This window comes from Micromonospora sp. WMMD956, from assembly GCF_029626125.1.
Lineage (GTDB): Bacteria > Actinomycetota > Actinomycetes > Mycobacteriales > Micromonosporaceae > Micromonospora > Micromonospora carbonacea.
The window spans coordinates 1,609,778-1,622,341 of sequence record NZ_JARUBI010000005.1; the positions used below are offsets into that span (position 1 = coordinate 1,609,778).

Annotated in this window: 13 protein-coding genes; 9 read left to right on the forward strand and 4 right to left on the reverse strand. The window is 71.6% G+C overall.

The window, feature by feature from the left end; all coding sequences use genetic code 11:
• Positions 1 to 40: 40 nt before the first annotated feature.
• From O7628_RS07415 to O7628_RS07435, 5 genes are all read left to right on the forward strand, one after another.
• On the forward strand, positions 41 to 1,477 hold the full coding sequence (locus O7628_RS07415) for a TldD/PmbA family protein (protein ID WP_278129312.1): 1,437 nt from the start codon (positions 41 to 43) through the stop codon (positions 1,475 to 1,477).
• A gap of 67 nt (positions 1,478 to 1,544) precedes the next feature.
• Positions 1,545 to 3,014 (forward strand): metallopeptidase TldD-related protein, encoded by a 1,470-nt coding sequence (locus O7628_RS07420; RefSeq protein WP_278129314.1) that lies wholly within the window; start codon positions 1,545 to 1,547, stop codon positions 3,012 to 3,014.
• A 286-nt stretch (positions 3,015 to 3,300) separates the two neighbouring features.
• On the forward strand, positions 3,301 to 4,107 hold the full coding sequence (locus O7628_RS07425; protein WP_278129316.1) for a hypothetical protein: 807 nt from the start codon (positions 3,301 to 3,303) through the stop codon (positions 4,105 to 4,107).
• Between the two features lie 10 nt (positions 4,108 to 4,117).
• The gene (locus O7628_RS07430) at positions 4,118 to 6,034 is read left to right on the forward strand and encodes a fumarate reductase/succinate dehydrogenase flavoprotein subunit (RefSeq protein ID WP_278129319.1); all 1,917 of its coding nucleotides are present in this window, start codon (positions 4,118 to 4,120) and stop codon (positions 6,032 to 6,034) included.
• Entirely contained in the window at positions 6,034 to 7,098 is a 1,065-nt protein-coding gene (locus O7628_RS07435) for a succinate dehydrogenase/fumarate reductase iron-sulfur subunit (RefSeq protein ID WP_178066357.1), read from the forward strand. The genes O7628_RS07430 and O7628_RS07435 overlap by 1 nt, the downstream gene beginning before the upstream one ends.
• Positions 7,099 to 7,226: 128 nt before the next feature.
• On the opposite strand, the gene O7628_RS07440 is transcribed toward O7628_RS07435, so the two are convergent.
• Positions 7,227 to 7,667 (reverse strand): (deoxy)nucleoside triphosphate pyrophosphohydrolase, encoded by a 441-nt coding sequence (locus O7628_RS07440; protein ID WP_074472621.1) that lies wholly within the window; start codon positions 7,665 to 7,667, stop codon positions 7,227 to 7,229.
• A gap of 183 nt (positions 7,668 to 7,850) precedes the next feature.
• Here O7628_RS07440 and O7628_RS07445 point away from each other — a divergent pair, with 183 nt between their 5' ends.
• From O7628_RS07445 to O7628_RS07455, 3 genes are all read left to right on the forward strand, one after another.
• Positions 7,851 to 8,159 (forward strand): 4a-hydroxytetrahydrobiopterin dehydratase, encoded by a 309-nt coding sequence (locus O7628_RS07445; RefSeq protein WP_278129324.1) that lies wholly within the window; start codon positions 7,851 to 7,853, stop codon positions 8,157 to 8,159.
• Positions 8,160 to 8,197: 38 nt separating this feature from the next.
• Entirely contained in the window at positions 8,198 to 8,560 is a 363-nt protein-coding gene (locus tag O7628_RS07450; protein ID WP_043965760.1) for a PH domain-containing protein, read from the forward strand.
• A gap of 61 nt (positions 8,561 to 8,621) precedes the next feature.
• Entirely contained in the window at positions 8,622 to 8,834 is a 213-nt protein-coding gene (locus O7628_RS07455) for a hypothetical protein (protein WP_278129325.1), read from the forward strand.
• Positions 8,835 to 8,915: 81 nt separating this feature from the next.
• Here the strand turns inward: O7628_RS07455 and O7628_RS07460 are convergent, their stop codons facing one another.
• Both O7628_RS07460 and O7628_RS07465 read right to left on the reverse strand, forming a co-directional pair.
• Positions 8,916 to 10,796, reverse strand: coding sequence for a hypothetical protein (locus tag O7628_RS07460; RefSeq protein WP_278129327.1), 1,881 nt, complete (start codon positions 10,794 to 10,796; stop codon positions 8,916 to 8,918).
• 313 nt (positions 10,797 to 11,109) lie between these two features.
• Positions 11,110 to 11,358 (reverse strand): hypothetical protein, encoded by a 249-nt coding sequence (locus O7628_RS07465; protein WP_278129329.1) that lies wholly within the window; start codon positions 11,356 to 11,358, stop codon positions 11,110 to 11,112.
• Between the two features lie 91 nt (positions 11,359 to 11,449).
• Between O7628_RS07465 and O7628_RS07470 the strand changes: the two genes are divergently transcribed.
• Positions 11,450 to 12,175 carry an ElyC/SanA/YdcF family protein gene (locus O7628_RS07470; protein WP_278129330.1) on the forward strand — a complete coding sequence of 242 codons (726 nt, stop codon included), beginning with the start codon at positions 11,450 to 11,452 and terminating at the stop codon, positions 12,173 to 12,175.
• A 40-nt stretch (positions 12,176 to 12,215) separates the two neighbouring features.
• On the opposite strand, the gene O7628_RS07475 is transcribed toward O7628_RS07470, so the two are convergent.
• The gene (locus O7628_RS07475) at positions 12,216 to 12,551 is read right to left on the reverse strand and encodes a glyoxalase superfamily protein (RefSeq protein WP_278129332.1); all 336 of its coding nucleotides are present in this window, start codon (positions 12,549 to 12,551) and stop codon (positions 12,216 to 12,218) included.
• Positions 12,552 to 12,564: the final 13 nt, after the last annotated feature.

Sequence of the window (12,564 nt, forward strand, 5' to 3'; positions counted from 1 at the left end):
CTCAGGCTGGCCCGGTGTCTCAGCGCGGCGGAGCGTCGTCATGACCGGATTCGATGCGGCGTCCGCCGCCGTGCAGGCCGCCCTCGACGCGGGCGCGCGCTACGCCGACGCCCGGGTGATGCACCGCCGCTACGAGTCGATGTCGGCCCGCAACGGCGACGTCGAGGAGCTGACCCAGGACGAGAGCCTCGGGCTGGGCGTCCGGGCACTGGTGGGGTCGGGCTGGGGCTTCCACGCCGTACCGGAGCTGTCGGACGCCACCGCCCGCGACGCCGGCCGGCGGGCCGCGCTGATCGCCGCCGCGAGCGCCCGGGTCCCCGGCCCGCCGGTCGACCTGGTGCCGGCCGAGCCGGTCGTCGCGAGCTGGTCCTCGGCGTGCGAGGTGGACCCGCTCGGGGTGGCCCTGTCCGCCAAGGGTGACCTGCTGGTCGGGGCGACCGCGACGATGCGGGAGCACGGCGCCGACCTGGCCGAGGGCCTCTACCAGGTGTGGGACACGACGAAGTGGTTCGTCTCCAGCGAGGGCCACCGCATCGACCAGCGCATCCGCGAGTGCGGCGGCGGCATCTCGGCCACCTCGATCGGCGACGGCGAGACCCAGCGCCGGTCCTACCCGAGCTACCGCGGCCAGTACGGCACGACCGGCTGGGAGCTGGTCACCCGGCTCGACCTGGCCGCGCACGCCGCCCGGGTCGCCGAGGAGAGCCGGGCGCTGCTCACCGCGCCCGAGTGCCCGGCGGGCGAGACCGACCTGATCCTCGGCGGCGAGCAGCTCGCGTTGCAGATCCACGAGTCCGTCGGGCATGCCATCGAGTTGGACCGCATCCTCGGCTGGGAGGCCGCCTTCGCCGGCACGTCCTGGCTGGACCTGGCGCAGCTCGGCTCGCTGCGCTATGGCTCCGAGCTGATGAACGTCACGATCGACCCGACCATCCCGGGCGCGCTGGGCAGCTTCGGCTTCGACGACGAGGGCTCCCCGGCGGTGCGGCGCGACGCGGTGCGCGAGGGCCGGTGGGTGGGAGTGCTCGCCGGCCGTGACTCGGCCGCCGTCGCCGGCCTGGACTACGGCGGCAGCGTACGCGCCGACGGCTGGGCGCGGCTGCCGATGGTGCGGATGACGAACGTCGGGCTGGAGCCCGGCCCGCACACCCTCGACGAGATCGTCGCCGCCACCGACGACGGGGTGCTGATGGACATCAACCGCTCCTGGTCGATCGACGACAAGCGGCTCAACTTCCAGTTCGGCTGCGAGATCGGCTGGGAGGTGAAGCGGGGCCGGCGGGGACGGATGCTGCGCAACCCGACCTACACGGGCATCGGCCCGCTGTTCTGGCGCTCGATGGACATGCTCTCGGCCGAGACCGTCGCCTGGGGCACGCCCAACTGCGGCAAGGGCCAGCCCGGCCAGGTCGGCCACACGGGTCACCCGGCCGCGCCGGCCCGGTTCCGCAACGTCCGAGTGGGGGTGCGCGCGTGAGCGAGCGAATCAGCAGGCTCGGTGCGGTGAGGTCTCCCGCGGCCGCCGAACGCAGCGGGGTGGTCGCATGAGCGAGGACGTGCTGGGGCTCGCCGACCAGGTGGTCGACCTGGTCCGCCGGCTGGCCGGGCCGCAGGCCGAGGCGGAGGTGGTGGTCACCCGCGCCGACCTGGCGCTGACCCGGTTCGCCAACTCCTTCGTGCACCAGAACGTCGCCGAGTCGGGCGTCTCCGTGCGGCTGCGCGTGCACGCCGACGGGCGCACGGCGGCCGGCGGCGGCAGCATGGTCACCCCGGAGGGGCTGGCCGCCCTGGTCGAGCGGGTCCTCGCGGCGGCCCGCCTCTGCCCACCGGATCCGGCCTGGCCGGGGCTGACCCCGCGCTCGCCGGTGCCCGCCGCCCCGGCCTGGGACGAGGCCACGGCCTTCGCCGAGCCGGGCGAGCGCGCCGAGCGGGTGCGCGCCTTCGTCGACGCCGTGGGTGGGCTGGAGGCCGCCGGCTACTGCCGCACCGGCTACCGGGCGGCGGCGTTCGCCAACTCCACCGGGCACTCGGCGCAGGGCGTCGCCGCTGCGGCGGCGATGGACGGCATCGCCCGCACCGGCGGCGCGGACGGGGTGGCCCGGCTGCACGTCGACCGGCTCGCCGACCTCGACGGGGCGGCGCTGGGGGCCCGGGCCGCCGCGAAGGCGCGGGCGGCCGTGGACCCGGTCGAGCTGCCCCCGGGCCGCTACGAGGTGGTGCTGGAGCCGGCCGCCGTCGCCGACCTGCTGCACAACTTCGCCATGTGGGGCTTCAACGGCAAGCGGCACGCCGAGCGGCAGTCCTTCGCCGAGCCGGGCGTGGCCCAGTTCGACCCGGCGGTCACGCTGGTCGACGACCCGCTCGCCGGGTCGGGTCTGCCGTTCGACGTGGAGGGCACGGGCCGGCGGGCCCTGACGCTCGTCGACGCCGGCACCACCGTCGCCGTGGCGCACGACCGGCGCAGCGGCGCGGCGGCCGGGGTGGGCTCGACCGGGCACGCGTCGCCGGAGGCGGCCACCTTCGGCCCGATGCCGGCCAACCTGCGGCTGTCGGGCCCCGCTCCGGCGGGCGGCGACGGCGCTCCGGCGCACGCGCCGGCCGGCGGCTACCGGGCTCAGCACGCCGCCGGGGCAGGGCGCGGCGACGGGGCAGGGCACGGGTCGCCGACGCCGGCGGGGCCGCTGGTCGACGACGCCACGGCCGACCTGGTCGCCGGGATGGAACGGGGCCTGCTGGTCAGCGACCTGTGGTACACCCGGGTGCTGGACACGAAGAGCCTGGTGATCACGGGGCTGACCCGCAACGGGGTGTGGCTCGTGGAGGGCGGGGTGCCGGTGCGGGCGGTGCAGAACTTCCGGTTCACCGAGTCCTACCCCCGGGCGCTGGGCCCGGGGGCCGTGCTCGGGATCGGCCGCCGGGCGGTCCGGCAGCCGGACCGGTTCGACGGCGTCTGGTGGGACGCGCCGGCGCTGCGGCTGGCGTCCTGGAACTTCACCGGGGGCGCGTCCGGCTGACCCGCGCGGATGATCCTCGCCGGTTCTGGCGGCAGCCGGAGAGTGAGGTTCTTAACATCCGACATCGATCGTGTTGCGGGGACTTTTCCGCAGGCCGGACACACGGGACACTCCCTTGCGCGGACGGCCCACGGAGATCGGCGTAACGTGTGTCAACTAGCTGCGCCGGTACGGCCGGTGTGGTCGTTGGTGTGCGCGGTGAGGTGGCAGCGGGTACGGGGTCGCCGGTCCGCGTGCCGACCGGAACAACTGCCGCCCGTGAGGGCCCCGTCAGGGAGACGACCGAATGACTTCAACGGCAACGAGGCCGCGGGGAGCGCGAGCGCGCGCCGCCATAGCGGCGAAGACGTTGCGGACGGACCGGTGGTGGTTCGCTCCGCTGATCACCGTCATCGGGCTCAGCGCCTGGGTGGCGTACGCGACGGTCCGGGTCTTCATGCACAAGTGGTACTGGGTCGAGCAGTACCACTACCTGACCCCGTTCTACTCCCCGTGCGTCACGGACCGGTGCGTCGAGGGGGCCGCCCACTTCGGCAGGTTCCTGCCCGGCTGGTGGATCATCCCGGACGCGGCGCTGACCCTGCCGTTCCTGCTGCTGTTCCGGCTCACCTGCTACTACTACCGCAAGGCCTACTACCGGTCGTTCTGGCTGTCGCCGCCGGCCTGCGCCGTGCCGGACAAGCACGACAGCTACTCGGGCGAGACCCGGTTCCCGCTGCTGGGCCAGAACCTGCACCGCTACTTCTTCTACGCCGCCGCGATCATCTCGCTGATCAACACCTGGGACGCGGTGCTGGCCTTCCACTCGCCGGAGGGCTTCGGCTTCGGGCTGGGCAACGTCGTCCTGCTGGTCAACGTGGTCATGCTGTGGGCGTACACGATCTCCTGCCACTCCTGCCGGCACATCATCGGCGGGCGGCTCAAGCACTTCTCCAAGCACCCGGTGCGATACAAGGCCTGGACCGGCGTGTCCTGGCTGAACGTCCGGCACATGCAGCTCGCGTGGATCACCCTCGGCACCCTGGCGCTGACCGACTTCTACGTCATGGCGGTCGCGGCCGGCTGGTTCAACGACCTGCGGTTCATCAACTAGAGGGCCTGACATGACGACCACGAATCGCATCGAACGACACCACTACGACGTCGTCGTGATCGGGGCCGGCGGCGCCGGCCTGCGCGCGGCGATCGAGGCCCGGCTCGCGGGCAAGAAGACGGCGATCATCTCGAAGTCGCTGTTCGGCAAGGCGCACACCGTGATGGCCGAGGGCGGCGCGGCCGCCGCCATGGGCAACGTCAACAGCCGGGACAACTGGCAGGTGCACTTCCGCGACACCATGCGCGGCGGCAAGTTCCTCAACAACTTCCGGATGGCCGAGCTGCACGCGAAGGAGTCGCCGCAGCGCATCTGGGAGCTGGAGACGTACGGCGCGCTGTTCGACCGCACCAAGGACGGGAAGATCTCGCAGCGCAACTTCGGTGGCCACGAGTATCCCCGGCTGGCGCACGTCGGCGACCGGACGGGTCTGGAGCTGATCCGCACCCTCCAGCAGAAGATCGTCTCCCTCCAGCAGGAGGACAAGGCGGAGTTCGGCTCGTACGACGCCCGGATCAAGGTGTTCGCCGAGACGACGATCACCGAGCTGCTGCTCGACGGCGACAAGGTCGCCGGGGCGTTCGGCTACTACCGGGAGTCGGGCGAGTTCATCCTGTTCGAGGCCCCGGCCGTGGTGCTGGCCACCGGTGGCGTCGGCCGGTCCTACAAGGTCACGTCGAACTCCTGGGAGTACACGGGCGACGGGCACGCGCTGGCCCTGCGCGCCGGGGCGACGCTGATCAACATGGAGTTCCTCCAGTTCCACCCGACCGGCATGGTGTGGCCGCCCTCGGTGAAGGGCATCCTGGTCACCGAGTCGGTGCGCGGCGACGGCGGCATCCTGAAGAACTCCGACGGCAAGCGGTTCATGTTCGACTACGTCCCGGACGTGTTCCGCAAGCAGTACGCGGACAACGAGGCCGAGGCCGACCGCTGGTACAAGGACCCGGACAACAACCGGCGTCCGCCGGAGCTGCTGCCCCGCGACGAGGTGGCCCGGGCGATCAACAGCGAGGTCAAGGCCGGTCGGGGCACGCCGGCCGGCGGCGTCTACCTCGACATCGCGTCCCGGCTGCCGGCCGAGGAGATCCGTCGCCGCCTGCCGTCGATGTACCACCAGTTCAAGGAGCTGGCCGACGTCGACATCACCAAGGAGCCGATGGAGGTCGGCCCGACCTGTCACTACGTGATGGGCGGCGTCGAGGTGGACCCGGACTCGGGCGCCGCCTTCGGCACGGTGCGCGGGCTGTTCGCCGCCGGTGAGGTGTCGGGCGGCATGCACGGCTCCAACCGGCTCGGCGGCAACTCGCTGTCGGACCTGCTGGTCTTCGGCAAGCGGGCGGGCGGCCACGCGGCGTCGTACGCTGATCAGTTGACCTCGCGCCCGAAGGTGTCGATCGGCGCGGTCGAGGCGGCCGTGGAGACGGCGCTCGCGCCGTTGCAGCGCGACACCGGGGAGAACCCGTACCACCTCCAGCAGGACCTCCAGGCGGTCATGGGGGATCTGGTCGGGATCATCCGCCGGGAGGGCGAGCTGGCCGACGCGCTGGTCAGGCTGGCCGAGCTGCGCGAGCGGGTGGCGAAGGTCAGCGCGGCCGGCGGGCGGCGCTACAACCCGGGCTGGCACCTCGCGCTGGACCTGCGCAACATGCTGGTGGTCTCGGAGTGCACCGCGAAGGCGGCGCTGGAGCGGCAGGAGTCGCGCGGCGGCCACACCCGGGAGGACTTCCCGGCGATGGACCCGAAGTGGCGCATGGTGAACCTGGTCTGCGCCCTGGACGGCGACACGGTGCGGCTGACCCACAAGCCGCTGCCGAAGATGCGCGCCGAGCTGGTCGCCCTGTTCGACCGGGCCGAACTGGCCAAGTACCTGACCGACGAGGAGCTCGCGGACTTCGACGCCCTCGCTGAGGAGGCGGGCAAGTAATGGGAACCAAGCGTCACTTCAGGATCTGGCGGGGCGACGAGAGCGGCGGCGACCTGCAGGACTACCAGGTCGAGGTCAACGAGGGCGAGGTGGTCCTCGACGTCATCCACCGGCTCCAGGCCACCGACGCGCCGGACCTGGCCTGCCGGTGGAACTGCAAGGCCGGCAAGTGCGGCTCCTGCTCGATGGAGATCAACGGGATGCCCAAGCTGGGCTGCATGACCCGGATGTCGACGTTCGAGGAGGCCGAGACCGTCACGGTCACCCCGCTGCGCACGTTCCCGATCATCCGGGACCTGGTCACCGACGTCTCGTTCAACTACGAGAAGGCGCGGGAGACCCCGGCGTTCGCGCCGCCGGCCGGGGTCGCCCCGGGCGAGTACCGGATGCAGCAGGTCGACGTCGAGCGCTCGCAGGAGTTCCGCAAGTGCATCGAGTGCTTCCTGTGCCAGAACGTCTGCCACGTGGTCCGCGACCACGAGGAGAACAAGCAGGCGTTCTCGGGTCCCCGGTTCTTCATCCGGGCCGCCGAGCTGGACATGCACCCGCTCGACGCGAAGACCGACCGCAAGGAGTACGCGCAGGCGGAGCAGGGCCTCGGCTTCTGCAACATCACCAAGTGCTGCACCGAGGTCTGCCCCGAGCACATCAAGATCACTGACAACGCGATCATCCCCATGAAGGAGCGCGTGGTCGACCGCAGGTACGATCCCCTGGTATGGCTCGGTAGCAAGATCTTCCGGAGGGGTCAGGTGCCTCAGACCAGCGTGACCAGCGCCTCGCACAGCGGCGCCGTGCACTCCCACGCCGCCGCCGGCGGGGTCCACTCGCACGCGGGTGGCTCCCACGACCAGGCCGCCGAGGCGCAGGCCCAGGCCGGCGTCAACTGGCACCGCGAGGTGCCGAAGCCGACCGCCCCGGCCGTGGACGACAACGGCAAGCTGCCGCTGACGGAGCTCACCTTCGACCGGGCCGCCGCGCCGTCGCCGTTCGGCGACGACGTGCAGTTCCCGCTGCCGCCGGAGCACCTCAACTTCGCCCACCCGGAGCAGGACAAGCACTGACCACGGCGAGACGGCGGGGGCTGGCGGCGCAGGCCGCCGGCCCCCGTCGGCGTTTCCGGGGTCGTCGCCCGCCTGGTCCTGCCGCCCCTGTTGCCCGACCGTCCCCGCTCCCCTGCTGCCCGTCGGCTTCAGTCGGTGGCGAGCAGGGGGCGCAGGGCGGCGACGATAGGGGCGTCGGCGGGCAGCCAGGTCACGGTGTCCAGCTCGGCCGCAGAGAGCCAGCGCAGCGCCGAGTGCTCCAGGGCCTTCGGCCGGTCGCCGTGCAGCAGGCGGGCCGCGTACACCTTCAGCACCGAACGGCCGTGGGCCATCCGCACGTTGCGGCCGACCCGGTCGCCGATCTCCACGCGTACGGCCAGCTCCTCGGCGCACTCGCGGACCAGGGCGGCGGTCTCGCTCTCGCCCGGCTCGACCTTGCCGCCGGGGAACTCCCACATGCCGGCCACCTCGGGCGGGGCCGACCGGGCGCAGGCGAGCACCCGCCCGTCGGCGATGATCGCCGCGCCGACGACCACCTTCGGGTCCCGTCGCTCGGTCTGTCCGCTTTCGTTAGCCCGTTCGGTCCGCACGGGCTCCCAGCGTGCCAGATCAATAGGCGGTTTGGGTACCGTGGCCGTCCGCTAGGCCAGTAGAAGTGGGAAGTGTGGGCGTGGACACACCCTCGGTCGGACGACAGACTGGGGTTACCGACTTAGACACGGGACGGCGACGATTTGGCCACAAGCCGGCAACGACGCCTGGGAGGTGCGGTGATGCGGGTGCTGTTCAGGAGCCGGGCGAAGCACGACTACCTGAGCGACGCACTCACCCTGCTGACCGGGTGGACCCGAGAGGGCGAGCAGATCCGGCGCACGCTGGAGATCGACGACACCCAGCACGCCGCGCTGACCGAACGGGTCAAGGTGGTCGCCGACGCCCTGCACCTGCGCCCCGAGATCAGCCGCCGCGACGACCGGACGCAGATCCGGGTCGGGCACGGCGACGGCGCGCCGCTGAGCGAGGGCGAGGTCCTGCTGGCCGCCCGCATCGAGGACGCGTACCGCACCGTCACCGGCTCCTGAGCGGTCGCCTGTTTGGCGGGCCCGCCTACCGTGGGGTCATGGCGAATGCGACATACGACCGCAAGGAGCAGTTCCAGCAGATCCAGAGCGGCCTGCTCACGGGTGAGCAGATCATCGCCGTCTACGACGCCGTCGGCACCGGCACCGGGTTCATCGGCCTCACCGACCGGCGGGTGATCATCCAGGACCGCTCCTTCGTCGGCAAGCGGTACGCGATCACCAGCATCCCCTACTCGAAGATCACCAGCGTGAGCGTGGTGAGCAACAAGTCGTGGGGCGGGGAGTTCTTCTCCACCGGCTCGATCGCCATCCACGTCGGCACGCACACGTACGAGGTCGAGTTCCGGGGCGCGCAGAAGAGCCACCACGTGCACAACGTGATCCTGCACTACATCTCCTGACCGGGCCCGAGGCCGGCTCCGGCCCTGTCCCGGGGTCGACCCGGTGGCCTACCGTCAGGACATGACTACACTGGCGGTTCTCTTCGGGGCGGCCCTGGCGCTGATCGTGGGCGCGTTCCTGGTGGTCGCCTGGCGCGACCGGCGGCGGCAGTCGTCGCCGGAGGACTCGGCGGCGGCCCGTGCGGCAGCCGCCGACCAGCAGCGCTACGCCGCCGAGCGGCACGGCCACCAGGGCGACGTGGGACGCAGCGGCCAGATGCAGGGCCACCTCTGACCCGTCGACCCGCCCGCCCCGCCGCCCCGAGCCCGCCCCGGTGGGTCGCCCGGCTTGCCGGGCGACCCACCGGGGTCAGGGTCAGCTCCAGGTCAGCTTGAGCAGTTCCCAGCCGCCTTCCGGGATGTCGTCGGTCGGGTCCGTACGCAGGTTCATCGGGTTGCCCATGCCGAGGTAGAGGGTCTTCCCGTCAGTGATCATGGTGCGGAAGCCGTAGTTGAGCTGGTTGCCCAGCCCCTTCGTGTCCACCGCCGTCGCCGGGTGCAGGTTCGAGTCGAACATGAACAGGTCGCCGCCGTAGAGCTCCGGGTCGATCGTGATCGGATCCAGCCCGTCGCTCAGCCCCTCGACCGCGCCGCTGAAGCCCAGCTGCGCCGCCGTCTGCGGCAGCAGGTCCTTGGCGAGATAGCTCCAGTCCATCGTGCCGACGAAGAGCCGGCCGTCGGTGACGGCCATGGTCCAGGTGTAGTTCGTGTAGATGTTGCCGAACCCCATCCGCCCGAACTGCGCGCTGTAGCCGGTGGTCATGTTCTCCCAGCCGCCCGCGCCGGCGTTCGCCTGCGCGTTGTAGACGGGCAGTTGCGGCTCGCCGTAGAGCAGGTCCACGTCCTCGATCAGGTCGATCCCGCCGAGGAGCGGGCCGAACCCCCGGCCCCGGAAGATGCTGACCGCCCGCTGGGTGTTCTCCAGCGTGTCCCGGGCCGCGTACTCGTCGGCCGGCGGGTACATGGCGGCGACCACGCTCGTCGACTTCATCGGCACGTGCATCGTGCCCCAGTAGAGGTAGCCGCCGTAGGAGACCAGCGCGCCGAGCCCGTAGGTGGTGGCGATCAGCGGATCCGGCTCGTACTGCTGGACGCTCCAGACCTGCTCCCAGCCGGTGACGTCGTCCGTGGTCAGGCCGGGCGCGCCGTTCTTCAGCGGCGGGCTCATCCACACCCCGGCGATGGTGGGGTCGACGTCCTGGATCGGCCGGACGCCGAGGCGTTCGAGCAGCGGGTCGAGGACGGTGTGCGGCGGGTTTCCGCCCGCCGACCCGCCCGCCGGGCCGCCCGCCAGCGAGCCGCCGCCGCTCCACGCCGACCAGGTGCTGACGAAGATCCGGCCGTCGTGCTCGGTCAGGTCGGCGATCTGGGCCGGGAGCTTGCCGACCTCGACGAAGTTGAACGGGTTGGTCCGGTCGCCGGCCCAGCGCAGCAGGTATCCGCCGTCCTTGCCGTTGGCACCCACCCCGACGCCCGCGTAGAGGACGCCGTCGGCCACCAGGAAGTGGCGGATGTTGCCGTACTTGGTGAAGTTGGCCGAGCCGAGATAGTCGCCGGTGACGGTGTCGAAAGCGAACATGTTGACCGTCGCGCCGAGGGCCGGCCCGGCGAGGAAGACGACTCCCTGGTTGGTCCCGCCGGCCCGCAGTCCCAGCGTCCGCTTCAACCGGTTCAGGTCGTCGGTCGACCGGTTCTTGATGACGTCCGTCTTCTCGGTGAGCACACCGGAGGCGAGATCGTGGACGTAGACCCGGGGTTGCCGGTGATCGCCGACATTTGTCGGCATGGTCGGATTCTGCACCACGATCTGACTGCTCGCGTATTCGCACACGTAGTCGTCGTACAGCCGGGGCGTCGGCTGGGCGAGAGTGGTGCCGGCGACGATGCAGTTCACATTCGCCCCGGTGCCGAACCACAGCCGGCCGTTCGCCTGGGCGAGCGACCACACGTACGCCTGGTTGACCTTGGCCTGCCCCTGCGCGCAGGGCGGCCCGGCCGGGTAGGGCACCCCGACCCCGGCGAAGCACTCGTCGGGAGTGGCCTTGGCCAGCAGTTGGTGCTGGAAGGTCGGCGTCGAGTCCGGCAGCAGCACGCCGCGCCCGGCACCCGCCGCGGACGGGACGGCGACGAGAACCGGCAGGACGCCGAGCAACACGGCGGACAGTAGCCGCCATCGAGACATTCTGGGCCGATGCATCGCTAACCTCTCCTCAAACGAAGCCCATTAGTAGTGATGCACGGCAATGGCGTCGGTCATCGAAAGATGCAGCCACCACGGGGACGGAGGCGTGGTCGCCAGTCGCAGCAATCGGCGCACGAGCATTGCCCGCAATGCATCTTGGTGGCGATTCGACACAGCGGCTCTGGTGGATAGCTTGCTCTGATTTCGAGCGCCCATAGCGTACCGTCGGCGACCGCTCTTGTCAGCCACCCAAAGACACCGGGCGACTACCGGGAGCTTCGTAGTCGAATTCCCCGAATGCCGGCGAACCGAGCGGCGGCCGCCTGCCTCAGCGAGCCGGACGGCGGGCGCAGGGGCCGTCGTGGTCGGCGCGGAGCAGGCAGCGCCGGCCGCCGGGCAGCCGCAGGTCGCAGAAGACCCGATGCCGTACGCCCTGCTCGTCCTCCGCCGACACCGTGGTCTCCCCCGGGTCCGCGCAGGAGAGCACCCCCGCCCAGCGGGCCACCACCCGGGCGAGGCGCACCGCGCCGGTCAGGGCTCGCCTGATCACCCTTGATCCACACCACGTCGGGGACATGGTCCGGTCGGGGGCCGGTTGATACCGCCATGTCCCCGACATGGAGTTGATCAACGCTCAGTCGCGCGGATGATCGGGAATACTCGTACCCATGCGGCGTCGACTGTCCACCATGATCGGCAGGCTGCGCACGGCCGGCGGCACGCGCAGGCGCTGGCGTTGGCTGCGCCGCGCCGCCGTCGCGGGCGTCGTCGGGGCGGCGTTGCTGACCGGCGGCACCGTGGCCAGCGTGACATGGATCCGCGACGGCGCGCAGGGGCACATCTTCGCCGAGGCGGACGTCCCGGAGGCCCCCGTCGCCCTGGTGCTCGGCACGAAGGTGCACCCGGACGGGACGCCGTCGCCGTTCCTCACCGCCCGGCTGGAGATCGCCCGGCGGCTGTTCGTCGCCGGGAAGGTGCGCGCCGTCCTGCTCTCCGGCGACAACATGAACGCCGACTACGACGAGCCGACCGCGATGCGGCGCTGGCTGCTCGACAACGGGGTGCCGGCGGAGAAGATCGTGCTGGACTACGCGGGCTTCGACACGTACGACTCGTGCGCCCGCGCGAAGCGGATCTTCGGGGTGGAGCGGGCCACGGTGGTGACGCAGTCCTTCCACCTGCCCCGCGCCGTGGCGGTGTGCCGGCGGCTCGGCGTCGACGCCAGCGGGGTGGGCGACGAGACCGCCCGCGCGTACGCCAGGACGTGGCAGATCAGCTCCACCCGGGAGTACGGGGCCTGCGTGAAAGCCGCCGTCGACCTGCTCTCCGGCCGCGACCCCGCGCACCTCGGCCGCCGCGAGACCGGCGTCGACGACGCCCTGCGCGGCGCCTGAGTCGGACTCGTCCCGCCGACCGTCCAGGAACGCGGCGGGATCAGGCGGGGACGGTGCCGACCCGGATGCGGTTGCCGTCGGGGTCGGTGAGCTGGAACTCCCGGCCCCAGTCCCGCTCGGCGATCTCGACGCCGCCGCAGTCCGCCGCGACCGCGTCGACGTCGTCGACGTACAGGTAGAGCGAGGTGCCCGGCCGGGCGTCCCCCGCGTGCTCCGACAGGTGCACCTCGATGCCGCCCCGCGCGATGCTCACGTATCTCGGCAGCTCCGGCGCGAACCGGTGCTCCCACTGCTTGCGGAAGCCGAGCCGGGCATACCACCCGGCGGTCGCCTCCGCGTCCGCGACCCGCAACACGGGTGCCAGTCGTTCCGTCATCCGCACAGTGTGC